This is a genomic window from Bradyrhizobium sp. 35, assembly GCF_023073215.1.
Classification (GTDB): Bacteria; Pseudomonadota; Alphaproteobacteria; order Rhizobiales; family Xanthobacteraceae; genus Bradyrhizobium; species Bradyrhizobium canariense_D.
In genome coordinates this window covers 24,595-51,050 of sequence record NZ_JADPJC010000113.1, presented here as the reverse complement: position 1 = coordinate 51,050, position 26,456 = coordinate 24,595, and the positions used below count along the sequence as shown (strand labels likewise).

Sequence of the window (26,456 nt, the reverse complement as noted above, 5' to 3'; positions counted from 1 at the left end):
CCTTCGGCCGCAGCGAGATCCATGGAGTGGTTATGGCGAAACACAGGATCTATACCACCAGCTTCGCAAGCGTTTACCCGCTTTACGTTGCGAAGGCGGAGAAGAAAGGACGTACCAAAGCAGAGGTCGATCAGGTCATCTCCTGGCTGACGGGCTATGGTCAGACGGAATTGGAAGCTCAACTGGAGCAGGGGACGGACTTCGAAACCTTCTTTGCGAAGGCCCCAAAGATCAATCCTTCGCGAACCCTGATCACAGGCGTGGTTTGCGGCGTCCGGGTCGAGGACGTCAAAGAACCCACGATGCGAGAGATCCGCTACCTGGACAAGCTGATCGATGAGCTGGCCAAGGGAAAAGCAATGGACAGGATTCTGCCAAAAGTGCTTCCTGAGCCCCTTCGTCCGCCGGCTCGGCGACGTGGCAGGAGATATCGGGCGACACCCGCCTTCCGCTGCGCGGCCATTGCTGATAAATTTCGTCAAAAGGGCGATGGGGAGAAAACGATGCGCCCTCGCGGGACGCCCGCAAATCCGGCAGCTGGGGATGTCACGCCCGCCGTGCTTGCCATCGGTCGCCCGGATTTCCCTGATGTCCTGATCGAGACGTTGCGTCGGCAGGCCGGGGTCGGGCATTGCATGGTGTTCGCGCTGAGCCGCGCGGGCGCCGCACACTGCCTGCTCGATGCCGGCAACATCCCGATCGGCGGCGATCTCGGCGCTGCCTATGCCGGCCAGTTCCACCAATCCGATCCCAACCGCGATGCGCTGTTCGAAGGCGAGGGCCGCGCCACGCTCGTGCTGCCCGCCTTCGCGCCGCGCATGTACGGCGCCCGCTACCGAAAAATGTTCTTTGTGGATTCCGGCATCGTCGACAAATGCGCGACCGCGATCTGGGTCGACGACACCTGCTTCTACGTCAATTTCTATCGCATCGCTGTCCAGGGCCGCTTCAGCGCCCCCCAGCGTGCGCGGCTTCAGGCCATCGCACCGGCCATCAGTGCGAGCGTGGCACGCCATTTCCAGCACGGCTCGGCTGCGACGACCGAGCAGTCTCTCGCCGCGCTCTTCGCGACGCGCGCGCCGCTCGCCAGCCTCACCCCGCGCGAGCAGGACGTTTGCCGGCGCATCCTCTCCGGCTTCAGCTCCGAGGCGATCTCGCAGACGCTCGGCATCAGCCTGCATTCGACGCTAACCTATCGCAAGCGCGCCTATGAGCGGCTCGGCATCTCGTCACAAAGCGAGCTGTTTGCGATCGTGCTGCGCCTGCTCGCCGGCCCGCGCGGCCTGAACTGAAGCTGTCCCAATCGCTGGGGACAGACGGCGCCTCCTGAAGCCGCTAACCTCGGTGGCGAACAGCAATGGAGCGAAGCTTGAGCACCGCGCCGCGCATCGACATCGACCCGGCCGCATTCTGGGCCGATCCATATCCGATGCTGGCAACGATGCGCAAGGAGGCGCCGATCGCCTTCGTGCCGCAGCTGGGCTCGACACTGCTGACGAGCCGCGACGATATCTCGATCTCCGAGAAGCAGATCGACGTGTTCTCCTCGCACCAGCCCGCGGGCCTGATGAACCGGCTGATGGGCCACAACATGATGCGCAAGGACGGCGAGGCGCATCAGGTCGAGCGCCGCGCGATGTTTCCAACGGTGTCGCCGAAGACGGTGAAGGCGCACTGGGCCGCGCTGTTCCAGGCCCATGCCGACCGCATCATCGACGCGATCGAGCCCGGGCGGATCGATTTCATGCGCGACTTCGCGTTGCCGTTCTCCGGCGAATGCCTGAAGTCGATCACCGGCCTCACCAATATCGGCTTTGCGGACATGGACGCCTGGTCACAGGGCATGATCGAGGGCATCGCCAATTACAGCGGCGACGCGGCCGTCGAGGCGCGTTGCCATGCAGCGACGTCGGGCATCGATGCCGCGATCGACGACATCCTGCCGGTGATGCGCAAGCATCCCGACCAGAGTATCCTCGGCGTGCTCCTCGCGTCCGGCATGGCGATGGAGAGCGTGCGCGCCAACGTCAAGCTCGCGATCTCCGGCGGCCAGAACGAGCCGCGCAAGGCGATCGCCGGCACGGTGTGGGCGCTGCTGACCCATCCCGACCAGCTCGATCTCGTGCGCAAGGGCGAGGTGACGTGGCTCCAGGCCTTCGAGGAATATGCCCGCTGGATCTCGCCGATCGGCATGTCGCCGCGGCGCATCGCAAAGCCGTGGACGATCCGCGACGTCGCGTTCGAAACCGATGAACGCGTATTCCTCATGTTCGGCTCCGCCAACCGCGACGAGAAGCATTTTGAGCGCGCCGACCAGTTCGACGTGCGGCGTGATACGGCCAAGAGCGTCGCGTTCGGCGCCGGTCCGCATTTCTGCGCCGGCGCCTGGGCCTCGCGCGCCATGATTGCCGACGTCGCACTGCCGACCTTGTTCGCCCGTGCCGGCCGGCTCGAGATCGCCGACGACGAGCCGGTACGGATCGGCGGATGGGCCTTTCGCGGGCTGCAGAATCTACCGGTGAGATGGCTGCATTAGGCCGGCAGGGACCGGTCCATCCGCAACGCCGCCACGATGCCATCCTGCTCCTGTTTTGCCCGACGAGTCAAGGTCAATTTCGGATAAGCGTAAGTCATTGTTTTCGCGCGCCCCGGCTACTGTGCATGGGGTTGTTTTCGCGATTTTTAATTTCTCGGCTCGGTTGCGTGCGTTTTTCACATTCGCGTGCGGAAAAATATCCCCTGCGTTCGCTCCGTGGATCGAAAGATTAATCATGCGCTCCGCCACGTGCGCAGTGCATGCATCGCTATTTTTCCGCGCGTCTCGACACCTCCGATAAGCCGCCCCATCATTCCCGAGCACGAATGAAGGACGGCCGCACGCGGCCGGGAGTGTCGGATGCAACGTCGGGATTTTCTCAAACTATCCGTTGGAACTGCGGCAGCCGCCGCATTCGTTTCGCACGCCAACGCGCAAGCAACGTCACAAGGCGCGGTGAAGGACATTCGTGTCGGCTACCAGAAGACCGGCGTGCTGGTTATCACGCGTCAGCAGGCCGCCCTGGAAAAGCATTTCGCGCCCCTGGGCATCGACGTGAAATGGGTCGAGTTCTCGTCGGGGCCTCCGATGATGGAGGCAATGAATGTCGGTAGCATCGATTTCGGCGCGGTCGGCGACTCCCCGCCGGTGTTCGCCCAGGCCGCGGGCGCGGCGATCGTCTATGCCGCCGGCCAGCCCATCACCAACGGGCAGGGCATCCTGGTGCCGAAGGATTCGCCGATCCGCGGCATCGCCGACTTGAAAGGCAAGCGCGTCGGCTTCACCAAGGGCTCCAGCGCCCACAACATCGTGGTGCAGACGCTCGAGAAAGCCGGCCTGACCTATGCCGATATCACGCCGGTCTATCTGACGCCGCCGGATGCCGGGCCTGCCTTTGCCAATGGCAGCATCGAGGCCTGGGCGATCTGGGATCCGTATTTCGCGATCGGCGAGACCAAGCAGGGCGGCCGCATCCTGATCAATGCGCGCGAAGTCACCAAGACCAATTCCTTCTTCATCGCCAACCGCGAATTCGCCAGGAATCACGGCGCCATCCTGCAGCAGATCATCGATGTGACGACCGCGGCTGGTCAATGGGCCGAACAGCACCGCGACGAGGTCGCCAAATCGCTCGCCGCGGTCACCGGCGTTCCACTGGACATCCAGACCGTCGCCGCCAATCGCGCGAATTTCGTGGTCGGCCCGGTCACCGACGACATCGTCACGACCCAGCAGGGCGTCGCCGACCGCTTCCACAAGCTCGGCCTGATCCCGAAGCCGATCGTGATCCGCGACATCGTCTGGCGCAACCCGGCAGCCTGATCGTGCCAACCAGCCTTCCCATTCAAAAGGGTTTGAACATGAGGCGTATCATCCAGCGTCTGATCGCAGCCATCGTGCTGTCGATCGGCATCGTCGCCGCCGCGGTCGGCACCTCCTACGGACAGGACAAGGTCGTCCGCATCGGCTACCAGAAATACGGCAAGCTGGTGCTGCTCAAGAGCAAGGGCACGCTGGAGCCGAAGTTAGCTGCCGACGGCTACAAGGTGGTGTGGACCGAATTCCCCTCCGGCCCGCCGCTGCTCGAGGCGCTCAATATCGGCGCGATCGATTTCGGCAACACCGGCGAAGCCCCGCCGATCTTCGCGCAAGCCGCCGGCGCGCCGATCCAGTATGTCGCCTACGAGCCGCCGGCGCCGAAGGGCGAGGCGATCCTGGTGCCAAAAGACAGCCCGCTGAAATCGGTCGCCGACCTCAAAGGCAAGAAGGTCGCGCTCAACAAGGGCTCCAATGTCCACTACCTCCTGGTCAAGGCGCTGGAGAAAGCCGGCGTCAAATATTCCGAGATCGAGCCGGTGTTTCTCGCACCAGCCGATGCGCGCGCCGCTTTCGAGCGCGGCGCGGTCGATGCGTGGGTGATCTGGGATCCGTTCCAGGCCGCCGCGGAAGCCGCGACCGGCGCCCGCACGCTCGCCGACGGCACCGGCATCGTCGCCAACTACCAGTTCTATTTCTCCTCGAAGAAATTCCTCGAAACCAATCCGAGGATCGTCGACGCCGTGCTGGCCGAGCTGAGCGCGGTCGATGACTGGGCCAAGGGCGACATCCACGCAGTTGCCGAGCAGCTGGCGCCGTCCATCGGCCTGTCAGTCCCGGTGGTCGAGGTCGCGCTGAAGCGGCAATCCTACGGCATCAAGCCGCTGACCGATGCCGTCATCGCCAATCAGCAGCAGGTTGCGGACGCGTTCTTCGCGCTCAACCTGATTCCCAAATCCATCAAGATTTCCGACGTGGCCCGGAAGCCAGGATCATGAGCAAACAAATGAGCAAGCAAGCGAACGCCAACATCCTCTGGTTCCTGCCGACCCATGGCGACGGCCGCTATCTCGGCACCGGCATCGGCGGCCGCGAGGTCAATTTCAACTATCTGCGCCAGATCGCGCAGGCCGCCGACCAGCTCGGCTATTTCGGCGTGCTGCTGCCGACCGGGCGGTCTTGCGAGGATTCCTGGATCGTCGCCTCCTCGGTCGCGCCGTTCACCGAGCGGCTGCGCTATCTCGTGGCGGTCAAGCCCGGCCTGCAATCGCCGAGCGTGGCCGCGCGCATGACCGCGACGCTGGACCGCATCACCAACGGCCGGCTCCTGGTCAACGTCGTCACCGGCGGCGATCCCGTCGAGAACAAGGGCGACGGCATCTTCCTCGCCCATGACGAGCGCTACGAGGTCACCCGCGAGTTCCTCAACGTCTATGGCGAGCTGCTCGCCGGCAAGACCGTCAATGTCGAGGGCAAGCACATCCATGTCGAAGGCGGCAAGCTGCTGTTTCCGCCGGTTCAGTCGCCGCGTCCGCCGCTCTATTTCGGCGGTTCGTCGGATGCCGGTATCGACGTCGCCGTCGACACCGTCGACAAATATCTCACCTGGGGCGAGCCGCCGGCCTTAGTCGCCGAGAAGATCGCGAGGGTGAGGGAGGTCGCAGCAACTCGCGGTCGAAAACTATCCTTCGGCATCCGGCTCCACGTGATTGTCCGCGAGACCAATGACGCGGCCTGGCGTGCGGCGAATGAGCTGATCAAGCACGTCAGCGACGAAACGATTGCGACCGCGCAGAAGAACTTTGCGCGGATGGATTCGGTTGGCCAGCAGCGCATGGCGCAGCTTCACGGCGGCAAGCGCGACAAGCTCGAGATCGCGCCGAACCTGTGGGCCGGTGTCGGCCTCGTGCGCGGCGGCGCTGGCACGGCGCTGGTCGGCGACGCCCAGACGGTCGCGGCCCGCATTCGGGAGTATCAGGACATCGGCATCGATACCTTCATCATGTCGGGCTACCCGCATCTGGAAGAAGCCTATCGTTTCGCCGAGCTGGTGTTTCCGCTGCTCTCGCTGGAGCAGCCCAGCAACGTGACCAGGCTGCACTTCAACGGTGGTCCTTTTGGTGAAACGGTCGGCAGCGACTTCCGTCCGCAACAGAAGGTGTCGCAGTCATGAGTCTGATCGACAGCGTTTCACTTCCCCGCAGTTTGCGCCTGCCGCGCGTCGACGGCCTGATCCAGTGGATCGTGCCGCTCGCCATCATTGCGATCTGGCAGGTCGCCAGCGTCACCGGCTTCGTGCCGACGCGGGTGCTGCCGGCGCCGAGCGACGTGTTGCTTGCGGGCTGGAAGCTGCTGCTCTCCGGCGAGCTCGTTCGCAACATCTGGGTCTCGTTCTGGCGCGCCTCGATCGGCTTCCTGATCGGCGGCAGCATCGGCTTTGCCTTCGGCCTCGCCAATGGCCTGTCGCAGCTGTCGTCAAAGCTCACCGACACCACGCTGCAGATGGTGCGCAACGTGCCGCATCTGGCGCTGATCCCGCTGGTCATCCTGTGGTTCGGCATCGACGAGAGCGCGAAGCTGTTTTTGGTCGCGCTCGGCGTGTTCTTCCCGATCTACCTCAACACGCTGCACGGCATCCGCACCGTCGACCCGCAGCTGATCGAGATGGGGCGGATCTACGGCATGAGCGACGGCGAGCTGTTCCGCCGCGTGATCTTCCCGGGCGCGCTGCCCTCGATCTTCGTCGGCATCCGCTTCGCCCTCGGCATCATGTGGTTGACCCTGATCGTCGCGGAGACCATCGCGGCGTCCTCGGGGCTCGGCTACATGGCGATGCAGGCGCGCGAGTTCATGCTGATCGACGTCGTGGTGCTCTCGATCCTGATCTACGCGCTGCTCGGCAAGCTCGCCGACAGCGCCTCCCGCGTGCTGGAGCGCCTGACGCTCTCCTGGCACCCCGCTTATTGGAAACGCTGAGCAGACATACTGGGAATCACATGCAGACAGCCCTTCGTACCTCCCTTCCGGACACCGAACTCGCCAGCCGGGCCAATTTCGCGCCTCACGCCCGCGTCGTGCGCGAGGAGCGCCCGGTGCAGACCTCTGGCCTGCCGCTCAGCATCTGCGGCCTGCGCAAATCCTACGGCGACAACGAGGTGCTGCGTGGCATCGACCTGCAGATCCCCGCCGGCCAGTTCGTCGCCATCGTGGGCAAGAGCGGCTGCGGCAAGAGCACGCTGCTGCGCCTCATCGCCGGCCTGGAGAAGTTCGAAGCCGGCAGCATCTCGCTGGGCGACGCGGTGAAGCCCGAGGATATCCGCGTGATGTTCCAGGAGCCTCGGCTGTTGCCCTGGGCCCGCGTTCTCTCCAATGTCGAGGTCGGCCTTGGCCGCGATCGTCCATCCAGTGATGCGCATACACGCGCCGATAAGGCGTTGACCGAAGTCGGACTGACCGACAAGCGCGACCAGTGGCCCTCGGTGCTGTCGGGCGGCCAGAAGCAGCGCGTGGCGCTTGCCCGCGCGCTGGTCTCGCGCCCCCGCGTGCTCGCCTTCGACGAGCCGCTTGGCGCGCTGGACGCGTTGACCCGCATCTCGATGCAACGGTTGCTGGAGCGCGTCTGGCGCGACCAGGGCTTTACCGCGATCCTGGTGACCCACGATGTCGCCGAGGCGGTCGCGCTGGCCGACCGGGTGCTGGTGATCGAGGAAGGGCGGATCGCCCATGACGTCGTGGTTAACACGGCCCGGCCCCGCCAACGCGGTTCGGCCGAGCTCGCGGGTCTCGAAGGCTCGATCCTGAGCCACCTTTTGTCGGCGGACGATCGTACCTAGATAGACAGGGACCCCGCTTGGGGACGAAGCCATGAATGTAGTGCCCCGCGATCTCATGACCGAAAATGCCGTCTCCTCCGCCGATTTCCGCGGCGCCATGCGCCACCTTACCGGCGGCGTCAGCGTCATCACCGCCGGACGGGGCAAGGACATCACCGGCATGACCGTCACCTCGGTCAGCTCGTTCTCGGTCGATCCGCCGACGCTGATCGTCAGCATCAACCGCGACGCCTCCTCCTTCCCGCTGATCCGGCGCCACGGCGCCTTCGGCGTGAACATCCTCGCGGCCGATCAGCTCGACATCGCCGAGCGCTTTGCCGGCAAGGGCGGGCTCAAGGGTGCCGATCGTTTCGCGGGCGCCAGATGGGTGACGGCGGTCTCGGGTGTTCCGCTGCTGGTTGGCGCATTGTCCGCCGTCGATTGCGAGGTCGAAGAGATCTTCGAGCGCCATTCGCACGGGATCATCATCGGGCGTGTCAGAGACGTCAGGAATTCGACCCGCAACGCTGCGCTGGCCTATTGGCACGGCCAGTACGTGGCGGTGGATCAGGACGAAGACGCACTCCGGCTTGCGGACGTCAGCGTTCCCACCCAGGTACGGCGCGGCATTTGATCGCCGCCGGCGACAGGCCGTGCAGGCTGGCGTTTTCCTCCTCATCGCTCTAGAAGCGCTGCCTGAGCCTCCCGCCGGGACAGCAATGGAGCGCAATGATGAAACGCGTCGCGACCTGGGCCTTCTATGCGGTCGGCGCGCTCGCGATCGCCTATCTCGCGCTCTATGCCTATGCGATGTTCAGCGGCCATCCGATCGTGCCGGGCGACCCCATCCAGATCTTCCGCAGGCCGGATGCGCCGAGCTATTCGTGAGGTTTTCGCGGGCGGGCGCGGCACCTGTTTTTACCCCCGCAAGATCGCCAGCGCCAGCGCCTGTGCGCGCGGCACGATGCTGTCGAGCTCGAGATATTCCTCCGGCGAGTGCGCGAGCCCGCCGACCGGGCCGAGCCCGCAGATGGTCGGTGTCCCGACCGCGGCGGTGAAGCCGGAATCGGCGCAGCCGCCGGAGAACTCGCCCTGGAGCGTGGTGAGGCCGGCCTGCCTTGCGGCGGCCTGATAGTTCTCGAACAGCGCCCTTGAATCGGCGCTCTGTACCACCGGCACGAACTCGCCTTTGACCGTCAGCGTCGCGCTGGTGCCAGGAACGTAGGACGTCGCGATGATGGTCTCGATCGCGGCCATCACCCTCGCGCGGTCCGCCGGATCGACGTAGCGCAGGTCGATCTGTCCTTCGGCGTAAGGCGCCGTCGTGTTGACGGACTGCCCGCCCGAGACGAGGCCGACATTGAGCGTGATGCCCTTGTCGAGATCAGTCAGCGCGTGGATATGGACGATCTTGTGCGCGAGCTCGCCGATCGCGCTGACGCCGGCGGCGAAATTGGCGCCGGAATGCGCGGCTTTGCCGGTGATCGCGACATGCATGAAGATGCCGCCCTTGCGCCCCGTGACGATATTGCCGGTCGGGCGGCCCGGCTCGGAATTGAACACGGCGCGCGCGGCGCGCCCTTCGCGCTCGATCACCGGCCGCGAGGAGGGCGAGCCGATCTCCTCGTCCGAGGTGATCAGCAGCTTGATCGGGTGCGGGTTGCCGCCGAATTTGTGGAACGCGGTTGCGACGAATATGTTCATGACGACGCCGGACTTCATGTCGGCAACACCAGGACCATAGGCGCGCTTGTCTTGAATCGTGAACGGACGCCGCGCGGCCTCGCCCTTGCCGAACACGGTGTCGCGATGTCCCATCAACAGCACCGGCTTCTCGTTGCTGCCGGGCTTTGCGACTTCGGCATGGATGGCATCGCCGAATGTGGCATGGCTTTCGCGCCGGAACGGAATGCCATGCTCGGCGAAATGCCGCTCGAACCGCGCCCCGACCGCATCGACGCCTTCCTTGTCATACGACCCGGAATCGATGTTCACGACATCGCGCAGCAGGTCGATCATCGCCTGCCGCTGCGTCGCCAGCCAGTCCGTGATTTGAGCTTGAGACATGTTGACCCTCGCGTGGTTCTCACGCGGGTTATAGGGCCTAGCGCCGGTGTGACCTAGTCGGAGAACGCGGTGCGGCCATGTCGCCGGTCCACGGAATTGGACGCACCGTGCCTTCCACGTCGTCCCGGCTTTCGCCAGAACGAAGTTGAGCGTGTGGCAACCGGCTAACGCCTCGGCTCCGCCATCGCTTCCACGCCGCGAAGCTGCGTGGCGACGGTCAGCGCGCCGATCTTCCGGCCCATCTCCTTGCCGATCTCGGTCGAGAACCGATAGTGAAAGCCGGCCCAGATACGGGCGTTGGAGACTTCGTCGCTATAGTCCTGGAGCCGCGTCCATTTGCGGGTGACGCCTGGTGCCGTGGGGCTGGTCACCGAGAACTCGCCGAAATCTCCAACGATGGTCTGGAGCACGGTCGAAATCGCTGCCGACGTAATGCAGTGAGCACAGGGATATTCCGGATGCATCGGCGTGTCCCCCAGCGGCAGCCAGGATGCGTCGCGAGGCGTCGCTGCGTTCGATGTCAGGTCGGCGTTGCGTATGGCCGTGATCGGCCGCCAGAAATTGTAGTGGTACTTCGCGTCGAAAACGGCGACGAAGGCGTCGTTGCCGGCAATTGAGGTCAGCGCGTACAGCCGGGCGCAGTCGACGAGATCCATGCCCTTGGCCGTTGCCGCCTGCCTCACGATCGGATTGTAGGTGCGGGCACCGACAAAGAACCAAAATCGACCGACCGTGGTTTGCTCGGGCGTCCGGATCACACTTGTTCGGCTGCCGACCTCGCGGATTTCGTTGACGTCCCGGGTCCACAGCTCTGAACCGAGCGCCGGCGGCGGGCCGGGGCGATACTGAGATCCGGACGTCATGACCCAGGGCGTCGTCGCGCCCGCGATCGAGAACAGCGGGACGGTCGTCGGAACGTAGGCACCCGCCGTTGTCAGGGGCCGGTAAGTTTCAAGGGCGGCGCTGCCATCGTTCTCACGAAGCGCGATGATCTGCATCGCGGCCTCCTTGCCGAGGCCGATGCCCGCGATCTTGGACTCGCCGTCGGCGATCGGCACCAGAGAACTCGTCAGCGCCGCATCCAGCTCCGGCTTGAGGTCCGGATAGAGCGACAGCAGCACGTCGTGAGCCGCAACTGCGGCCGCAGCTTCCCCGCGACGTCGAACGATCCGCGGATAGGGCAAGCTTGTAAGGCGCGTACCGGCGATCGATCGCGTTGACCGCCTCGAACATCGCGACGTGCATCATAGACAAGGCACGGCTGTGGGGCGCTGGAAGGATTTGCTTTTCAGTGGCGATCGCGTCGGCCTTTGCATTCCAATCCATGATCACGTCGGCGCGCGCAAGCGGCGCCGACGCTGCGAGCAGCGTTACAATCAATGAGAGGCGGAAGATGGTCCACGACGAGTTCTTCATGGGATGCCCTTTCGATGTAAAGGACGTTTCGCGAGACCAATGCGGCTCTGCCCGACATCACGTCGCGCGGCTCGAGGACTTTAACCATCTTGTTGTGGTTTGATTGTGAACTGCTTCACGCGGCGGAAGAGTAGCTCCGAATGGGTCGGCGTGGCTTACCGTTCGCACTGAGTAATGGATCCTGACTTTCGCCGGAAGCCACGGATTGTGGTGACTGCTTTGCGTTCTTCTCAAAGAAAAATGCCCGGGACCAGCCCGGGCATTCGTTTCTCTCAGTCAGCGTAGAGCGCCTACGCCCCCACCATCGGCATGCGTGGATATTCACCCGGCGTTCCCGCTGGCGTGATCGGAATGCCGCCGTCGGAATATTCGTTGAGCTTGTTGCGCAGCGTACGGATCGAGATGCCCAGGATATTGGCGGCATGGGTCCGGTTGCCGAGGCAGTGCTTCAGCGTCTCCAGGATCAGGTCACGCTCGACGTCGGCGACGGTGCGGCCAACCAGGGCCCGCGTCACCTGCTCGGCGGCCATGGTGGCATGGGCCACGGCCGGCACGGTTTTGGCGAGGTCGAGGCGGTCGCCGTCGGGCGTGAGGATCGCATCGGCGCCGATCTCGTCGCCCTGCGCCATCAGGACTGACCGGTGCATGGTGTTTTCGAGTTCGCGGACGTTGCCCTGCCAGCGGTTGGTGGACAGCACCCGGCGCGCTTCCGCCGAGATCGGGCGCATCGGCACGCCATTGGCTTCGGCGTATTTCTTCACGAAGTGCTGGGCGAGCTCGAGAATGTCGGCGGGACGCTCGCGCAGCGGCGGGATCTTCAGGTTCACGACGTTGAGCCGGAACAAGAGGTCCTCGCGGAACGTGCCCTCGCGCACCGCGTCCACCAGGTTGCGGTTCGAGGTCGCGATGATGCGGATGTCCACCGGGACGGGCTTGGTGCCGCCGACACGGTCGATCACGCGCTCCTGGATGGCGCGGAGCAGTTTCGATTGCAGGCGGACGTCCATCTCCGAGATTTCGTCGAGCAGCAGCGTGCCGCCGGTTGCCTCCTCGAACTTGCCGATGCGGCGGGCGATCGCGCCGGTGAAGGAACCCTTCTCGTGGCCGAACAGCTCGGACTCCAGCAGATGCTCGGGGATCGCGGCGCAGTTGATCGAGATGAACGGGCGCTTGGCGCGGGCCGAGCGGGTGTGGACGTAGCGAGCCAGCACTTCCTTGCCTGTCCCGGATTCGCCGGTGATCATCACCGAAGCGTCCGAGCCTGCGATCTGCTGGGCGAGCTTGATCACCTTGGCCATCGCCTCGTCGCGATAGACCAGCTCGCGGGAATCGTTGGCGACGGCAGCCAGCACCGCCGCGATCAGTTCCGGGTCCGGCGGCAGCGGGATGTATTCCTTGGCGCCGGCGTGGATCGCGGCGACCGCGGCGCGGGCGTCGTTGGTGATGCCGCAGGCGACGATCGGCGCGTGGATGTGCTCGGCCTCGAGCCGCATCACGAGATCGCGGATGTCGAGGGCGACGTCGACCAGCAGCAGGTCGGCACCCTTGCCGCCGCGCAGCACGCGCATTGCCTGTTCGTTATCCTCGGCGTGGGTCACGGTGGCGCCGTTCGCCATCGCGATCTTGGTGGCGGTGGTGAGCTGGCCCTTCAATGTGCCAACGATGAGAAGCCGCATATCAGTCTCCTGTCCGTCTGGACGCGCTGCCGCGCGTCGTCGCTTTAGGCGCGTTCAGTCTTGATGATTTCGGTCATGGTCACGCCGAGCTTGTCCTCGACCAGGACCACTTCGCCGCGGGCGACCAGCTTGTTGTTGACATAGATGTCGATGGCCTCGCCGACGCGCCGGTCGAGCTCGAGCACGGTCCCGGGTCCGAGCTTCAACAGCTCGCTGACGTCCATCTTGGAGCGGCCGAGCACGGCCGAGACCTGCACCGGAACGTCGAACACGGCCTCGAGGTCGGCGGCGGCGCGCGTCGCGTATTCGTCCTCGTTGTAGCCGACGTCGGTGCCGGTAGGCGGCATCGGGCCGTTGAGATCAGGCAGCGGGACCTGTCCGTCAGTGTCGCTCATGGCTTAACTCCCCCTGCGGGACGCAACATAGCGTCCCACCATTTCGTCGATCTTGGCCGTGATGGCGGCGCGCTCCAGCACGACGCCGCCATCGGCCCATTCGATCCGGCAGTCGCCGGTGGCAATCTCGGGTTCGGCCAGAATCACCAGCCGGCCTTCGAAGCCGTTCTGCCTAGCCAGGCGCTCGATGTTCTCGCGCGCGGAATCGTAGAGCGCGTCGTTGATGCGGACGACGAGATGCGGCGTCGCGACCAGATGCGAGAAGCAGTCCTTGACCAGCGCGACGATCTCGCCGAGCGGCTCGGCGGCGACCAGATCGGCGCACAGCTTGCGCGCCACCGCGACCGCGACGTCGACCGCCTCGGTTTCCATCTTGGATTCGATGTTGCCGATGCCCGAAGCGATGCCGCGGATGGCGATGTTGATCTCTTCCATGGCGAGCGCGACACGGCGGTCGCTCTCGGCCTTGGCCTCGCGCTGGCCGGCGGCGAAGCCGTCCTGATAGGCGCGCGCCTCGGCTTCCGCGACCTTCTGGGCGATCTCGGCCGCGGTGGCGGCCTTCTCGCGCGTCCGGTCGGGCGCTGCAAAGTCGTTGTCGAACAGGAATTTTGCCGGAGCGGCCATCAATACACCAGCTCGTCGTCGGCGCGGTTCTTGGTCAGCATGATCTCGCCCTTGGCGGCGAGATCCTTGGCGAGGTTGACCAGCAGCGCCTGAGCCTCGTCGACGTCGCGCAGGCGGACCGGGCCCATCGCCGCCATGTCGTCCTGGAGCATTTTTGCCGCACGCGAGGACATGTTGCCGAAGAAGAAGTTGCGGACGTCCTCGTTGGCGCTCTTGAGCGCGACGCCGAGCTTGTCCTTGTCGACGTTGCGCATCAGGGTCTGGGCGGAGCCGGAATCCAGCTTCACGAGGTCGTCGAAGGTAAACATCAGCGCCTTGATCCGCTCGGCCGATTCGCGGTTGTCCTCTTCCAGCGAGGTGATGAAGCGCGTTTCGGTCTGGCGGTCGAAATTGTTGAAGATTTCCGCCATCACCTCGTGGGCGTCGCGTCGGCGGGTCTGTGACAAATTGGACATGAATTCGGTGCGCAGCGTCTTCTCCACGCTCTCGATCACCTCCTTCTGCACCGCCTCCATCTTCAGCATGCGGTTGACGACGTCGAGCGCCAGGTCCTCCGGGAAGATGCCGAGCACGCGCGCGGCGTGTTCCGGCTTCAGCTTCGACAGCACCACCGCGATGGTCTGCGGATATTCGTTCTTGAGATAGTTGGCGAGCACCTCTTCCTGCACGTTGGAGAGCTTCTCCCACATGTTGCGGCCGGCGGGGCCGCGGATTTCGTCCATGATGCCGTTGACGCGCTCGGGGGCCAGGTATTGCTGGAGCAGCCGTTCGGTGGCGTCGAAATTGCCCATCAGCGCGCCGGAGGCCGACATCCGCGAGACGAATTCGAGCAGCATGTCCTCCACGGTGTCGACCTCGACAGTGCCGAGCGTCGACATTTCCAGGGAGAGCTGGCGCACCTCGTCGTCGTCGAGCAGCGACCAGATCTTGCCGCCATATTGCTCGCCGAGCGCCAGCATCAGGATCGCGGCGCGCTTCGGCCCCGCCACCGCTTCGGTCTTCGCGCCTCCGCGGCTGCCCGCACGCTGACCGAGCGTGGAGATCACGCTGGTGATGTCGTTGGAATTGGCGTTTTGCAGGGCGGCGGCCATATCAGATCACTTCTCGATTATTTCGTGGGTTCGGTCAGCCATTGGCGGATGATGGCGACGGTCTCGTTGGGATTGCGCTCGGCGAGTTCGCCGACGCGATGGACGGATTGGGCATGGACCTGGCCCTGGACCGTGGCGACGTCGATCGCGCTCGCGGCGCCGCTCGGCAAGAGCGCCTGGCTGGCAGGCGCGGCCTCGTCGCTCGCCGGACCGGTGAGGGCGCCGGAGATGGCGGCTGCGACTTCGTCGGATGCCAGGATGCGCTTGACCAGCGGCCGGACCACCAGGAACAGCACGACCAGGCCGAGCAGCATCATCACGCCGAGCTCGACGAAGTACATGACGTCGTCCTTGGTGAACTGGAGCATGCCGAGTAAGCCGCTCGGCTCGGCGATCGGGGGGGTGGAGGGGGCATCGGCAAAGCGCAGATTGACCACCTCGACCTGATCGCCGCGCTTCTGGTCGAAGCCGATCGCCGAGCGCACCAGCGTGGCGATGCGGTCGAGCTGCTCCTTGGTGCGGTCCTGGTAGGCCAGATCGCCCTTCTCGTTCTTGGAGTAGATGCCGTCGACCAGCACCGCGACCGAGATGCGGTTGACCCGGCCGGCCTCGGTCACCTCGGTCTTGGTGGTGCGGGAGATCTCGTAATTGTTGGTCTCTTCGCTCTTCTTGCTCTGGTCCTTGGCCGCAACGCCGCCGTTCTGCTGGTTGCCCGGCAATTCGTTGTTGACGGTGACCTGGCCGTTGTTGTCGGCGGTCATGCTCTGCTCTTCGCGGGTCTGGCTCGAGCGCAGCACGCGGCCTTCGGGATCGTACTTGTCCGAGGTCTGGGTGACCTTGTTGAAGTCGAAATCGGCGGAGAGCTGGACCCGGGCGCGTCCCGTCCCCACCACGGAGGAGACGATGTCCTCGACCTGCTTGCGCATCCGCTTCTCGAAGGCGGTGCGGCGCTCGTCGCCGATCTGCTGGTCCGGATCGGTCTGGGCGCCGTCGGCGAGCAGCTGCCCGGTCTCGTCGACGATCGAGACCCGCTGCGGCTTCAGCCCGTTCACGGCCGAGGCGACGAGGTGGCGGATGGCGCGGATCTGCTGGGCTTCCAGCGCGCCGCGGACCCGCACCACGATCGAGGCCGACGGCTCCGGCGCCTCGCGCGAGAACAGCGGGCGCTCGGGCAGCACCAGATGGACGCGGGCGGCCTGGATGCGGTCGATGGCGCGGATGGTGCGGGCGAGCTCGCCTTCCAGCGCGCGGAGATGGTTGATGTTCTGGACGAAAGAGGTGGTGCCGAGCGCATCCGACTTGTCGAACACCTCGTAGCCGACGCCGCCGCCCTTGGGCAGGCCGCCCTCGGCGAGCTTCATCCGCAGCCGGGTGACCTTGTCCTTGGGCACCATGATGATGGTGCCCTCGTTGCGCAGCTCGAACTGGATGCCCTGACGCTCCAGGTCCTTGATGATGCCCGAGGAGTCCTCGACGCTGAGGTCGGTGAACAGCGTCGTCATCTGCGGCGTGGTGACGCGCATGATGACGAACGCGAAAAAGCCGACGAGCGCGGCGGTGACCGCGATCATCGCCCCGAACCGGGCGGCTCCGATACCCTTCAGAAAGTCCGCAAGACCTTGCAAGCAACCGCCCCGACAGATTCGGCTGCTTTCACAGGAAAGGCCGACTGGGCAATTATTGCCTAGGTGATGGTTTCGATATGGTTAACGAAGGTTAAGAGCTGCGACAAAAGTCGCGCCAAAACGAAGCATGAAAAAAATCGGCCTCGCAAGACGAGGCCGATTTTCGTCAAAAGCCGCAGATTTCCGGATTGCCTACTGGCGATATTGTTGGATACGGGTGGTGCGAAGTCCCGCCAGACCATGCTGGTCGATCGAAAACTGCCAGGAGAGGAATTCGTCAACCGTCAGCGTGTAACGGCTGCAGGCCTCCTCGAGGGAGAGAAGACCGCCACGAACTGCGGCGACGACCTCGGCCTTGCGGCGGATGACCCAGCGTTTGGTGCCGGGTGCAGGCAGATCCGCAATCGTCAACGGACTACCGTCCGGCCCGATGACGTATTTTACCCTCGGGCGATGGGGTTCTGTCATGGCGTACTCACAAACTCTCAACCACTGAACTCACTCAGGAACCCTACGCGCGCCGGCTTAAAAATCCGCTAAGCCTAAGGCTTCAATACAATTCTCGTTGAAAATGGCTGGAACGCAGCCGACTCGGCCGGCGGGACGGTGCGTCCAGGCGGGCCGAAGGGGGTGTTCGTAAATACTTTACTAACGAACGAGGCCTGCGCGCGGCGCTGCAAGACCCCAATTGTCGTCCTGGCGAAAGCCAGGACCCATTACCCCAGGGAGGAGTCGCTACGACGACTCGGGGTTACGAACCAAAGCGACTTTCGGTGGCAATGGGTCTGGCTTCGCCAGGACGACACCGTTATCCAGGGGCATTTCGCCTTTAATTGCTGGCCGTCGCGATGATGCTCTTGACCTGGCTCAGCGTGTAGCTGGCGCCGTCGATGGTCAGCAGCGGCGGCGACTGGGTCAGGTCGACGGATGACACCGTGCCCTGCACCTGCGCAGCGATGCCGACATTGTTGTTGGCGACATCCTTGCCCGTGGCCGAGATCGTGTACTTGCCGTCGGGCCATTGCGTGCCGTCATTGCCCTGGCCGTTCCAGGTGAACGGAACGTCGGTGCCGGCGCCGGCGGTGTATTTGCCGGTGAACACGGTCTGGCCGCTGGCATTGGCGATGGTGATGTCGACCGTGGCGTCGCTCGGCACGTTGAGATGCCAGGTCGCCGACGAATTCGTCATGGTCCCGGTGGTGCCGTCGACCAGGGCGGTCTTGCCGACGAAGCCCAGCGCCTGGGTCGCCTGCGTGGTCTGCTGCAGGGTGACGAGCTGGGACAGCGAGTCGTTGGTCTTGAGCTGCTGCTCGACCCCGGCGAACTGCACCAGCTGCTGGGTGAACTGGTTGGTGTCGAGCGGATCGAGCGGGTTCTGGTTCTGTAGCTGCGTCGTCAGCAGCGTCAGGAAGGTCTGGAAGTTGCCGGCGAGCGTCGCGCCGGTGGTCGAGCCCAGGCTTGGGTTCGACGAGGATTTCGGCAGGTCGGTCGTGCCCGAGACGACGGAAGGGGCGGTGGCGGCATTCGTGGTGGTCATGATCGAATACTCCTCACACTCTGATGTCGACGCCGCTGCTCGATCCGAGCATGCGGCCGTAGCTGCGCCCGACCGGGGCCGCGGGAACTGCGTCCTCGTCGCTGACGATCAGCCGGCGGGCATTGCCGCCATTGTCGTTGTTCTGGCCGGAGTTCTGGCCCGATGAATTCTGGTCGCGCAGACTGAAGGACAGCCCGTTGCTGCCGGTCTTCAGGCCGGCATCGTCGAGCGCGCGCTGCAATTGGGGAGCGTCTTGCCGCAGCATCTGCAGCGTCTCCGGCTTCTCGACGGTGAGATGCGAGGTGACCTGTCCGTTGCGGTCGACATTGATGCGGACGTCGATGCGGCCGAGGTCGAGCGGATCGAGGCTGATGTCGAACCGGGTCTTGCCCGCGCGTGCGGCGGCGGCAATTTCGATCGGCACGCCGGTGATCGGAATGGCCGTATTGGTGGCTGCGGTCGCCGTGAGCGTCGCGGTCGATGCGGTCGCGGCCGAAGTCGTATTGGTCAGTGACGCCTGCACGGCGGAGGCCGCCTGCGCGCCGGTGTCGGTGGTGGGGACAGCGGCCTGCGTGCCCGCATGGGGATGCGGTGTCGCAGTCGCCGGTGCCGCATCGGCGGTGCGGTCGGAAGTCCCAGCCTTGGTGTCGCCCGCGTTCGCGTCGATCGGCGGCTTGTCGGCGTGCGGATGCGCCGCGGTGGCGGACGCTGCCGTCGCCGAGGTCTGCGCGGCGTTGGCCTTGCCGGTGTCCTGGCCGATATTGGAAACGTCGCTCGCGCCTTGCGCAGTGACTGCGGCCTTGAACGAGGTTTTTGGCGTGCCCTGGTCGACGGCGGCGATCAGGCCGCCATTGGTCTTGGCATCGGCCGCGGTCGAATCGGTGGTCCCGGTCGCGGCATCGGCCAGCACTGCCGAGGTGTCGGCATCGACCTTGGCGCTTGCGGTCTTGGCGCTCTTGTCGCCCGGCGTCGCGGTATCGGTCTTGGTGCCGGCGATCTGCGCTGCGATGGATGCGCTGGCGGCGATGCCGGCGGCGGCAATCGTCAGCGGCGAGGAGGCGGAGCCGGCGGCTTGGTTTGCAGCCGCGTTGGAATCGACCGGCACGGCGACCACGAGTGCATTCGGATCGGGTACGGCGGCCTGCGTCGCGTCGACTTGCGCGGCGGCGGCGGTATCGACGGCGGCGGCGAGGCCATCGATGCCGCCGGCCTTGTCCGCATTGGTCTCGTCGGATTTGTCCGCAGATTTGTCGGCCGATTTGGCGTCGGACGCCTCCGGCTTGTCCTTGGTCTTGCTATCAGCCTTGGCCGCATCAGCCGTCGAGTCGTTCTTGGCGTCGCTCTTGGCGTCGTTCTTGATGTCGTTTTTGGCGGGCGCGGAATTGTTGGCGTCGTCGCTGGCCTTGCTCTGCGAGGACTGGTCGCTCGCTGAGCGATCGCGCGGGCTCTTGTCGGAGGCGGAGGACGAGGAATCGGTGCGGCGCGGGGAGTCCTGCACGGAGGACGCCGCGCTGTCGCTGATCGCCTGGGTGTTGCTGTCCACCAGCGAGCCAAAGGAGTCGTTGGACCTGTCTTTCGGCGCTTGCGACCGGGCAGGCTTTTGCTGCGCGCTTGGGACTTGCACGCTTGCCACGACATCTGACGTTCGACCGACCACAGGCAACCCCTTGGAAACATCTTCGCCATGAGAGGTAGCAAGGAGCGGGCCACCCTTGTGGGTAGGAATTTTATCCAATCAAATCAATGCGTTGACGAATTCGCGCCCCGCCGCGGAGCCTCCCAAAGCCCCGCCATTTCTGCCTCCCCGGCAAGAATTGCCGTAAACCTTGCGGGGTCCGTGATTGCTTCACCGGAAGGCCGCCTATATTAAAGAGAGAGCTCTCAACCGCTTTCGACCGGGCAGGCCGCGCCCTTCGGGAACTCTCGGTTCCCGGGGATTGCCTTTGTCCCGCCGGAAGCACCCAGCGGATCGCCCAGCGCCGCCGTCCACAACGCTTTAAGGCCCATGCTCAACAGTCTGGATCTCGAAGGCCGTCCTGAGGATACCAGGGTCGTCGTTGCCATGTCAGGCGGCGTCGATTCATCGACGACGGCTGCGCTTTTGAAGGCGGAAGGCTACGACGTTGTCGGCATCACGCTGCAGCTCTATGACCATGGTGCGGCGACCCATCGCAAGGGCGCCTGCTGCGCCGGCCAGGACATCCACGACGCCCGCGACGTCGCCGCCAAGCTCGGCATTCCCCATTACGTGCTCGACTACGAGGATCGCTTTCGCGAATCCGTCATCGACAATTTCGCCGACAGCTACGCGCTCGGCGAGACGCCGGTGCCGTGCATCGAGTGCAACCGCTCGGTCAAGTTCCGCGACCTCTTGAAGACCGCGCGCGAACTCGGCGCCACCGCGCTCGCCACCGGTCATTACGTCGCCTCGCGCCGCCGCGCCGACGGCTCGCGCGCGCTGGTGTGTGCCGCCGACGCCGATCGCGACCAGAGCTACTTCCTGTTCGCGACCACGCAGGAGCAGCTCGATTATCTGCGCTTTCCGCTCGGCGACATGACCAAGCCCGAGACGCGCGAGCTGGCGCGGCGCTTCGGTCTTGCCGTCGCCGACAAGCACGACAGCCAGGACATCTGCTTCGTGCCGACCGGGCGCTACACCGACATCATCACCCGCCTGCGGCCGAACGCGATGGACCCCGGCGACATCGTCGATCTCGACGGCCGCGTGCTCGGCCGGCACAACGGCATCGCCAATTTCACCATCGGCCAGCGCCGCGGCCTCGGCATCGCAGCCGCCGCGCCGCTGTTCGTGGTGCGGCTGGAGGCCGCCAACCGCCGCGTCGTCGTCGGCCCGCGCGAGGCGCTGAAGATGCACCGCATCGTGTTGCGCGACGTCAACTGGATCGGCGATGGCGACATCGACCGCGCCATCGGCAATGGCCTCGAAATGTTCGTGCGCGTGCGCTCGACCCGCGCGCCCCAGCCGGCGTGGCTGCGCGGCGCGAACGGCCATTACGAGGTCGAGCTCGTCGCCGGCGAAGAGGGCGTTTCGCCGGGACAGGCCTGCGTGTTCTACGACGCACCTGGCGGCCAGGCCCGCGTGCTCGGCGGCGGCTTCATTCAAAGCGCCGCCGCGAAGGCCGCAAGCAGCACGACGAGGCCGCTCGCAGAAGCGGTCCGCGGCTAAGCGCATGATCCGGAAAAGTGTGCAGCGGTTTTCCGAACAGATCATGCGCAAAATAAGAATCTAGGCAGGGCAGGGGGCATGGCAGCAGACATCTCGCGGGCCGGGGTCGAGAAGGCCTATGGCCGCTGGGCGCCGGTCTATGATCTCGTGTTCGGCAAGGTGTTCGACGCCGGCCGGCAGTCGACCATCGCCGAGGCCGATCGCATCGGCGGCCGCATCCTCGACGTCGGCGTCGGCACCGGGCTGTCGCTCTCCGACTATGCGCGCACCACGAAGATTTGCGGGGTCGACATCTCCGAGCCGATGCTGCGCAAGGCGCAATCGCGCGTGCGCGCGATGCGCTTGAGCAATGTCGAAGTACTCTCGGTGATGGACGCGAAGAACCTCGCCTTCCCCGAAAACTTCTTCGACGCGGTGGTCGCACAATACGTCATCACCGCGGTGCCCGATCCCGAAGGCACGCTCGACGAGTTCATGCGCGTCTTGAAGCCCGGCGGCGAGCTGATCCTGGTCAACCACATCGGGGCCGAAAAAGGTTTGCGCAAACTCTCCGAGCTCGCGTTTGCGCCGCTCGCCCGCCGCCTCGGCTGGCGCCCGGAATTTCCATGGCAGCGCCTGGTCGACTGGGCCGCAAAACACGGCGGCGTTACGCTGGCCGAGCGCCGCCCGATGCCGCCGATGGGCCACTTTTCGCTGATCCGCTACCTCAAATCGTGATCGGGGGTGCGGAACACGCGGGCTGACCCGCGCGTTTCCCTCCCATGCGCACGACATCAAACATCATTCTGGCCAGTCTCCTGATCGCCGCCTCCGGCAGCGCGATCGCGCAGGCTCCGCCCGCCCCGGCGACGCCGCCGCAAGCGACCGCGCCGCCATCCCCGCAGCATGCGACCAATTGCACGCCGCAGGACCGCCCGAACCGCTCGGCCGACGGCACCACCACCGGCCAGTCCCGGGAACCGCTCGGCGATAAATTGGCAAAATCGGACGGCGTGCTCTGCCCGCCCTCCGGCGTCGATCCCGAGATGCACGCCCCGGCGCCCAGCACGAACGGCGCCATGCCCGTCATCCCGCCCCCCGGCAGCCCCGGCGGCGACCCGACGGTGCGGCCGAAATAGCTCGTCGCGCCGAAGCCTTGGCGTAGGCGGAGCCTGTTCCGCATCCCAATCTCGTCGTCATGCCCGGGCTCGTCCCGGGCATCCACGTTCTTGTGGCCGGCCGGGATGGCCGGGACCAGCCCGGCCATGACGGATTCAGCGCCAAAAGGCCCAAATCCCCCGCCGACATGTCCCGCCGAAGCTTTAGCGAAGGCGGAAGCCTTGGCGAAGGTGGAAGCTTTGCCAAACTCGGATTGACAGCCCGCCGCCCCCTTCCTTATATGCCGCGCGTTCGCGAGGTCGGCTTGTTTCGGCCCTCGCGACCCTGTGGCGGGGTAGCTCAGCTGGTTAGAGCACGGGAATCATAATCCTGGGGTCGGGGGTTCGAGTCCCTCTCCCGCTACCAAAAATGCAATAAAGTCAATCGCTTATGGCCATGGGTCCTTCGGCGAAAAACTCCGTAGCAAATCCGTAGCAAGCGTTCGGCGCTTATCTTTCGTGATCAGACGCACCGCTTAATAGCGTTGCCTCTCTGCCGCAGCGCACACGATCGTTCGTCTCATGAAAGTCTTCATCGCAGCCGACATCGACAGCGAGGTCGGGCCGCACGACTACGACGTTCCGGGGGGGCCTGGACTTTGACGTCGCGGTGTGCGCCGGCGACGTCCACCACGCCCAGCGGGCGGTGGGCTGGCTAACCAACCAGCCGTCGCTGTGGAGTAAGTCGGTCCTCTTCGTCGTCACCACTCACCGCGTGCTCATCCACTACAAGGCCCGGATTGAGGCGGCGCATGCGTACGGGATCCAGCAGCAGCCGCGCTACGTCGACGAGGAATTGCGGAAGCGGTGGGCTGGCGTGATGACCGCTCGGGCTCAGCACCCCATGACCGCCGTTAACGCCAACGTGTAGGTGAACAACTCGCACTGACGCGGCTAATACCAAGAAGCCAGCAGGGAATCGATGGAAGAGATTCTTCCACAACTTCCTTCGCTATTGCGACCCCGTGTGCGCCATCTACAGTGTCGTTCGAGAACACCAGCGGCGCGAAGCATCGGGAATATCGTCTTGGTTGCCGGGGCGCTACATCGCATCTCATTTAAGCCGAGCCACCGTACACCCCGGTCGATCCAAGAAGCAGATGCAATTTAAAAAGAACCCGCCGTGACGGCGGGTTCAAGCATTCAGCGGCTGCGGACCCAATCTCGCAGCTCGACAAGCCCGTCCATGAGCGAGCCATCGACCGCGCAGCCCTCTTCCCTTGCCTGGTTCAGATAGGCATCACAGATGACTTGGAGCTCTGTGTCCGTGGTTTGCCCGGTGACATCACCGCCCGGCGCAACCCACTCCCGCACAAACTCACCAACTTCCACTGGCTTCAAACCCTTCCGCTTCATTCGTCTTCTCCGAAAGCCATAGAACTGCCGAACTCTGTGTGACCACAGCAGTCTCCGTTTCATACAAGCTAAAGCTTGGACGCGGAGTTCTAATGGTGTTGATAACGGACCCGCGCGAACGCGGAAAAAAGCAAAACCTACCCGCGCGGAACGCGGAAAACACATGGCAGATGCGTACAACCGAAGCCACCTACTTAAGTTTTCTTGTAAACGGCTTCAAGCCTCACGGCAGCAATTGGTTAATGCCTTCGCGGGAGTGCAGGCGCGTGAAGGCTTTGTCTACCGTCCACGTGAATAAGACCCTAAAACAGCTGCGCGACGATGGTCTCCGCTTCGCCAAGCGATTGACCCATCCTGGACCGGCACGACGGCGCTTGCTGGGATGCAGGTAGTTAACATGGAAGTCGGCAAACTCCTTGAGGCATTGCCCCAAACGAAAAGCCATGCCCCCGAACCCGGACTCGACTCTGTGTTCTTGTTATAGGCGGTGCGAAATCGAGATCGCGGCCGTTCTCCACAGCAAAAGATTTTTGTCAAATTGACTAAATTTGTTTTTCGTTGTCTCGCCCCCGCGCGCCGGCATAATTCGCCAATGGATATTCGGGAGGTGGCGGTGACGGACTCGGACTTCGAGGCGGAAGAGCTCTACGACATGGCGTTCGACGGCACGGGCTGGGAGCGCGCATACCATGCGGCGATCGAACGGTTGGCGTTCGAGGCGGCGGCGAAGTGCGTCCATCCCTACGATCCGGACACGTTCGTGGATGCCGTCGCGGCCTCGATCTTCCATCCCGACGTCAGGACCGAGATTGTCCGTATCTTCATGGCGGGCATCCGCGATTTCATCAACGAACAACTCGACCTCGGGCTCGACATAGAGATGACGCGCTACGGAGGCGCCTTCGCACGCGGTGGTAGCGTCTACGGACGGATCGAGACCAATATTTCCGACGCGGAGCTCGTCGAGCGGATCCAGCGTTTGATGGTCGCGCGCTGCGGCGCCGTACCTGATTTCGCGTTGGACTGCGCAGGACGCTTTTTGATCGAATGGTTGCTGGAGTGCATCGAGGTCGCCGAGAGCAGCAATGTCGACCACTATCCGGAGGGCGACTGCGCGATGGCGATTGCGGAGAGGCTCCAGGAGGACGGCCTCGTGCTCCAGTGCCTCCGCAAGGCGTTGCGCCATGCCGAAGTGGAGCGGCGCCTGGGCGATCCCGGCGTTGTCGCCTTCGAACAGAAGCATCGCGCGAGAGCGAAATACTTCTGAGCAGCAGAAAATCGAAACCACGATTTAAAGTACATGACCGATCATCCTTGCAAGGGCATGACCAGAGCCGCGACCCTCGCCTTCGAGGCCATCGCCATCAACCAGATTCCGCGCTGTTCGAAAGCGACCCTTCAGAAGCTGATCGATTGCGGGCTCATCGTGCGCCAGGACAAGCTTCTGCATTTCAACGACGGGCTGCCGCCGGTGAGAACGGAAGACTATTTCGTGCCCGTGGCGATCCACTATCAATGGTGCGTGTGGGGCCGCGAGCGGTTTCGCGAATAGGGCTATGAAACCAGTCGCGAACACAGCAAGCAAATGGGGGCATCGGCGGGTCGCGTGGACGATCCGGTTTTCAAGGCGAAAATCAACGAGCTCAGGGCAGGGATAGTCGCTGCAGAGCGCGACCGCGACCGGGCCGCGAAAGCGGAGTTGGCACGGATGGATCTGCTCGAAGCGAGATCTTCCTGGGCAGAGGCGCGCGCATTCGCCCGCCGGCTCGAAAGCGCGTCCAGGCGACGAGCTCGTTCGCCTCAGACGCTTGATCATACAAAGGATCCGTACCGTGCTTGCCGAAGTTCGCTTTTCCTCCAACTCGATCGCAGTTGTGGTGGAGCTCCCGGGTAAGCCGCGCGAAACGCCATTCGGGCCGATGAGGTGGATGCGAACCATCGAAACCAAAACGGACGGGGACGTCGAGCGATTTTTCGAGACTGGGCAGGGAGCCTAACAAGCCGGGAGCGGGAAGCTATCTCTACCCCGCGGAGAGATTACCTGAGGCTGGATGAACGAGCGGCAGAGAGGGAGCGAATTCCCGATGTTGAAGATCAGAACCGCCAAAAACCGAAGATGAAGGATTCCGATGAACGACGTCGAGCGGCTGCCGCGCTCCCCGCCGACCCGCACCGCGACCATCGTCGAATCGGCGAGATGGCCGATGCGGAGCGCGACGTCGACACCCTCGTCGATCAGATTGACCGAACGGTCGAACAGCAGGAGCTTTGCCGAGACCGTCGGATAGGCGTCGAGAAACGCATCGAGGATCGGTCGGAGCACCATCTCGCCCGACACCACGGGTGCGGTTATCGTCAGCAGGCCACGAGGCGCCGTGCGCGGTCCGGCCGCGATGTCGTCTGCCTCTTCCAACTCGGCGGCGACAGACCGCCACGTAGTGCTCGCCCTCTTCGCTGAGCCTGATCGATCGCGTCGTCCGGTGCAGCAGCTCGGCGCCGACCCGCTCCTCAAGGAAGGCGATGGCGCGGCTGACGGCCGCCGGGGAGCGGCCGATCTTGCGCCCCGCCGCCGCGAGGCTTCCCTCGTCCACCGCAAGGACGAACACGTTCATTGCATCCGTCTCCCTCCATGGTGATGGTGGGTACGGAGATCACGGGCGCCTGATCGTTCGGTCGTTTTT

The 26,456-nt window shown here is 64.4% G+C and carries 26 protein-coding genes, 1 tRNA gene and 2 pseudogenes; 17 read left to right on the top strand and 12 right to left on the bottom strand.

The features are described 5' to 3' along the window. Window positions 1–32: 32 nt before the first annotated feature. The 10 genes and pseudogenes from IVB36_RS23405 to IVB36_RS23360 form a co-directional block, all read left to right on the top strand. Window positions 33–374: pseudogene (locus tag IVB36_RS23405) on the top strand (DUF2200 domain-containing protein); the annotation flags it as partial. 129 nt (window positions 375–503) lie between these two features. Then, the gene (locus tag IVB36_RS23400; RefSeq protein WP_026232612.1) at window positions 504–1,292 is read left to right on the top strand and encodes a helix-turn-helix transcriptional regulator; all 789 of its coding nucleotides are present in this window, start codon (window positions 504–506) and stop codon (window positions 1,290–1,292) included. A gap of 77 nt (window positions 1,293–1,369) precedes the next feature. After that, window positions 1,370–2,536, top strand: coding sequence for a cytochrome P450 (locus IVB36_RS23395; protein WP_247393213.1), 1,167 nt, complete (start codon window positions 1,370–1,372; stop codon window positions 2,534–2,536). A gap of 360 nt (window positions 2,537–2,896) precedes the next feature. Further along, window positions 2,897–3,859 (top strand): sulfonate ABC transporter substrate-binding protein, encoded by a 963-nt coding sequence (locus tag IVB36_RS23390; RefSeq protein ID WP_026232614.1) that lies wholly within the window; start codon window positions 2,897–2,899, stop codon window positions 3,857–3,859. A gap of 38 nt (window positions 3,860–3,897) precedes the next feature. Further along, a complete protein-coding gene (locus tag IVB36_RS23385; RefSeq protein WP_018453876.1) occupies window positions 3,898–4,851 on the top strand; it encodes a sulfonate ABC transporter substrate-binding protein in 954 nt (317 codons plus the stop codon). 8 nt (window positions 4,852–4,859) lie between these two features. After that, the gene (ssuD, locus tag IVB36_RS23380) at window positions 4,860–6,026 is read left to right on the top strand and encodes an FMNH2-dependent alkanesulfonate monooxygenase (RefSeq protein WP_245288374.1); all 1,167 of its coding nucleotides are present in this window, start codon (window positions 4,860–4,862) and stop codon (window positions 6,024–6,026) included. Continuing rightward, the gene (gene ssuC / locus IVB36_RS23375) at window positions 6,023–6,829 is read left to right on the top strand and encodes an aliphatic sulfonate ABC transporter permease SsuC (protein WP_018453878.1); all 807 of its coding nucleotides are present in this window, start codon (window positions 6,023–6,025) and stop codon (window positions 6,827–6,829) included. Before ssuD ends, ssuC begins: the two co-directional genes overlap by 4 nt. Window positions 6,830–6,849: 20 nt before the next feature. After that, window positions 6,850–7,686: an ATP-binding cassette domain-containing protein gene (locus IVB36_RS23370; RefSeq protein WP_018453879.1), complete on the top strand. Its 837-nt coding sequence runs from the start codon at window positions 6,850–6,852 to the stop codon at window positions 7,684–7,686. 31 nt (window positions 7,687–7,717) lie between these two features. Next, on the top strand, window positions 7,718–8,299 hold the full coding sequence (locus IVB36_RS23365) for a flavin reductase family protein (protein WP_026232615.1): 582 nt from the start codon (window positions 7,718–7,720) through the stop codon (window positions 8,297–8,299). Window positions 8,300–8,394: 95 nt separating this feature from the next. Further along, the gene (locus tag IVB36_RS23360; RefSeq protein WP_018453881.1) at window positions 8,395–8,553 is read left to right on the top strand and encodes a hypothetical protein; all 159 of its coding nucleotides are present in this window, start codon (window positions 8,395–8,397) and stop codon (window positions 8,551–8,553) included. 30 nt (window positions 8,554–8,583) lie between these two features. Here IVB36_RS23360 and IVB36_RS23355 read toward each other — a convergent pair whose 3' ends face one another. From IVB36_RS23355 to IVB36_RS23310, 10 genes are all read right to left on the bottom strand, one after another. Continuing rightward, entirely contained in the window at window positions 8,584–9,732 is a 1,149-nt protein-coding gene (locus IVB36_RS23355; RefSeq protein WP_085349193.1) for a M20 family metallopeptidase, read from the bottom strand. Between the two features lie 164 nt (window positions 9,733–9,896). Then, window positions 9,897–10,853, bottom strand: a complete 957-nt coding sequence (locus IVB36_RS23350; RefSeq protein ID WP_247393212.1) for a vanadium-dependent haloperoxidase — start codon at window positions 10,851–10,853, stop codon at window positions 9,897–9,899. Window positions 10,854–11,438: 585 nt separating this feature from the next. After that, entirely contained in the window at window positions 11,439–12,824 is a 1,386-nt protein-coding gene (locus IVB36_RS23345; protein ID WP_247393210.1) for a sigma-54 dependent transcriptional regulator, read from the bottom strand. Window positions 12,825–12,868: 44 nt separating this feature from the next. After that, the gene (gene fliN / locus IVB36_RS23340; protein ID WP_007596160.1) at window positions 12,869–13,219 is read right to left on the bottom strand and encodes a flagellar motor switch protein FliN; all 351 of its coding nucleotides are present in this window, start codon (window positions 13,217–13,219) and stop codon (window positions 12,869–12,871) included. Window positions 13,220–13,222: 3 nt separating this feature from the next. Then, a complete protein-coding gene (locus IVB36_RS23335; RefSeq protein ID WP_018453885.1) occupies window positions 13,223–13,843 on the bottom strand; it encodes a FliH/SctL family protein in 621 nt (206 codons plus the stop codon). Beyond that, a complete protein-coding gene (gene fliG / locus IVB36_RS23330) occupies window positions 13,843–14,934 on the bottom strand; it encodes a flagellar motor switch protein FliG (protein WP_018453886.1) in 1,092 nt (363 codons plus the stop codon). Before fliG ends, IVB36_RS23335 begins: the two co-directional genes overlap by 1 nt. A 17-nt stretch (window positions 14,935–14,951) precedes the next feature. Then, on the bottom strand, window positions 14,952–16,559 hold the full coding sequence (fliF, locus tag IVB36_RS23325; RefSeq protein ID WP_085349194.1) for a flagellar basal-body MS-ring/collar protein FliF: 1,608 nt from the start codon (window positions 16,557–16,559) through the stop codon (window positions 14,952–14,954). Between the two features lie 192 nt (window positions 16,560–16,751). Beyond that, complete coding sequence (locus IVB36_RS23320) at window positions 16,752–17,027, bottom strand: DUF1153 domain-containing protein (protein ID WP_002714638.1); 276 nt, start codon at window positions 17,025–17,027, stop codon at window positions 16,752–16,754. Window positions 17,028–17,388: 361 nt separating this feature from the next. Beyond that, on the bottom strand, window positions 17,389–18,096 hold the full coding sequence (locus IVB36_RS23315; protein ID WP_018453889.1) for a flagellar hook capping FlgD N-terminal domain-containing protein: 708 nt from the start codon (window positions 18,094–18,096) through the stop codon (window positions 17,389–17,391). Window positions 18,097–18,109: 13 nt separating this feature from the next. Beyond that, entirely contained in the window at window positions 18,110–19,753 is a 1,644-nt protein-coding gene (locus IVB36_RS23310; protein ID WP_247366673.1) for a flagellar hook-length control protein FliK, read from the bottom strand. 348 nt (window positions 19,754–20,101) lie between these two features. On the opposite strand from IVB36_RS23310, the gene mnmA reads away from it, so the two are divergent. From mnmA to IVB36_RS23285, 5 genes are all read left to right on the top strand, one after another. Then, the gene (gene mnmA, locus IVB36_RS23305) at window positions 20,102–21,283 is read left to right on the top strand and encodes a tRNA 2-thiouridine(34) synthase MnmA (protein WP_027570436.1); all 1,182 of its coding nucleotides are present in this window, start codon (window positions 20,102–20,104) and stop codon (window positions 21,281–21,283) included. Window positions 21,284–21,361: 78 nt separating this feature from the next. Beyond that, the gene (locus IVB36_RS23300; protein ID WP_018453892.1) at window positions 21,362–22,000 is read left to right on the top strand and encodes a class I SAM-dependent methyltransferase; all 639 of its coding nucleotides are present in this window, start codon (window positions 21,362–21,364) and stop codon (window positions 21,998–22,000) included. A 44-nt stretch (window positions 22,001–22,044) separates the two neighbouring features. After that, complete coding sequence (locus IVB36_RS23295) at window positions 22,045–22,401, top strand: hypothetical protein (RefSeq protein ID WP_063994841.1); 357 nt, start codon at window positions 22,045–22,047, stop codon at window positions 22,399–22,401. Between the two features lie 308 nt (window positions 22,402–22,709). Next, window positions 22,710–22,786: transfer RNA gene (locus IVB36_RS23290), tRNA-Met, on the top strand. A 243-nt stretch (window positions 22,787–23,029) separates the two neighbouring features. Further along, window positions 23,030–23,290, top strand: a complete 261-nt coding sequence (locus IVB36_RS23285) for a hypothetical protein (RefSeq protein ID WP_247393200.1) — start codon at window positions 23,030–23,032, stop codon at window positions 23,288–23,290. Between the two features lie 272 nt (window positions 23,291–23,562). Here IVB36_RS23285 and IVB36_RS23280 read toward each other — a convergent pair whose 3' ends face one another. Then, window positions 23,563–23,775, bottom strand: a complete 213-nt coding sequence (locus IVB36_RS23280) for a hypothetical protein (protein WP_247393193.1) — start codon at window positions 23,773–23,775, stop codon at window positions 23,563–23,565. A 613-nt stretch (window positions 23,776–24,388) separates the two neighbouring features. Between IVB36_RS23280 and IVB36_RS23275 the strand changes: the two genes are divergently transcribed. Both IVB36_RS23275 and IVB36_RS23270 read left to right on the top strand, forming a co-directional pair. Then, window positions 24,389–25,042, top strand: coding sequence for a hypothetical protein (locus IVB36_RS23275; RefSeq protein WP_247393191.1), 654 nt, complete (start codon window positions 24,389–24,391; stop codon window positions 25,040–25,042). A gap of 33 nt (window positions 25,043–25,075) precedes the next feature. Continuing rightward, window positions 25,076–25,327: a hypothetical protein gene (locus tag IVB36_RS23270; protein ID WP_247393189.1), complete on the top strand. Its 252-nt coding sequence runs from the start codon at window positions 25,076–25,078 to the stop codon at window positions 25,325–25,327. A gap of 609 nt (window positions 25,328–25,936) precedes the next feature. On the opposite strand, the pseudogene IVB36_RS23265 reads toward IVB36_RS23270, so the two are convergent. After that, a pseudogene (locus IVB36_RS23265) lies at window positions 25,937–26,387 on the bottom strand (LysR family transcriptional regulator); the annotation flags it as partial. Between the last annotated feature and the right edge of the window lie 69 nt (window positions 26,388–26,456).

Excerpts from the sequence above, each read along its gene's own strand:
- IVB36_RS23385 (WP_018453876.1), top strand. The coding sequence starts at position 3,898 with ATGAGGCGTATCATCCAGCGTCTGATCGCAGCCATCGTGCTGTCGATC.
- IVB36_RS23280 (WP_247393193.1), bottom strand. The coding sequence starts at position 23,775 with ATGAAGCGGAAGGGTTTGAAGCCAGTGGAAGTTGGTGAGTTTGTGCGG.
- IVB36_RS23370 (WP_018453879.1), top strand. The coding sequence starts at position 6,850 with ATGCAGACAGCCCTTCGTACCTCCCTTCCGGACACCGAACTCGCCAGC.
- IVB36_RS23400 (WP_026232612.1), top strand. The coding sequence starts at position 504 with ATGCGCCCTCGCGGGACGCCCGCAAATCCGGCAGCTGGGGATGTCACG.
- ssuD (WP_245288374.1), top strand. The coding sequence starts at position 4,860 with ATGAGCAAGCAAGCGAACGCCAACATCCTCTGGTTCCTGCCGACCCAT.
- IVB36_RS23270 (WP_247393189.1), top strand. The coding sequence starts at position 25,076 with ATGACCGATCATCCTTGCAAGGGCATGACCAGAGCCGCGACCCTCGCC.
- IVB36_RS23300 (WP_018453892.1), top strand. The coding sequence starts at position 21,362 with ATGGCAGCAGACATCTCGCGGGCCGGGGTCGAGAAGGCCTATGGCCGC.
- fliN (WP_007596160.1), bottom strand. The coding sequence starts at position 13,219 with ATGAGCGACACTGACGGACAGGTCCCGCTGCCTGATCTCAACGGCCCG.
- IVB36_RS23335 (WP_018453885.1), bottom strand. The coding sequence starts at position 13,843 with ATGGCCGCTCCGGCAAAATTCCTGTTCGACAACGACTTTGCAGCGCCC.
- IVB36_RS23355 (WP_085349193.1), bottom strand. The coding sequence starts at position 9,732 with ATGTCTCAAGCTCAAATCACGGACTGGCTGGCGACGCAGCGGCAGGCG.
- IVB36_RS23345 (WP_247393210.1), bottom strand. The coding sequence starts at position 12,824 with ATGCGGCTTCTCATCGTTGGCACATTGAAGGGCCAGCTCACCACCGCC.
- IVB36_RS23295 (WP_063994841.1), top strand. The coding sequence starts at position 22,045 with ATGCGCACGACATCAAACATCATTCTGGCCAGTCTCCTGATCGCCGCC.
- IVB36_RS23320 (WP_002714638.1), bottom strand. The coding sequence starts at position 17,027 with ATGACAGAACCCCATCGCCCGAGGGTAAAATACGTCATCGGGCCGGAC.
- IVB36_RS23390 (WP_026232614.1), top strand. The coding sequence starts at position 2,897 with ATGCAACGTCGGGATTTTCTCAAACTATCCGTTGGAACTGCGGCAGCC.
- IVB36_RS23360 (WP_018453881.1), top strand. The coding sequence starts at position 8,395 with ATGATGAAACGCGTCGCGACCTGGGCCTTCTATGCGGTCGGCGCGCTC.
- fliG (WP_018453886.1), bottom strand. The coding sequence starts at position 14,934 with ATGGCCGCCGCCCTGCAAAACGCCAATTCCAACGACATCACCAGCGTG.
- IVB36_RS23365 (WP_026232615.1), top strand. The coding sequence starts at position 7,718 with ATGAATGTAGTGCCCCGCGATCTCATGACCGAAAATGCCGTCTCCTCC.
- ssuC (WP_018453878.1), top strand. The coding sequence starts at position 6,023 with ATGAGTCTGATCGACAGCGTTTCACTTCCCCGCAGTTTGCGCCTGCCG.
- mnmA (WP_027570436.1), top strand. The coding sequence starts at position 20,102 with ATGCTCAACAGTCTGGATCTCGAAGGCCGTCCTGAGGATACCAGGGTC.
- IVB36_RS23315 (WP_018453889.1), bottom strand. The coding sequence starts at position 18,096 with ATGACCACCACGAATGCCGCCACCGCCCCTTCCGTCGTCTCGGGCACG.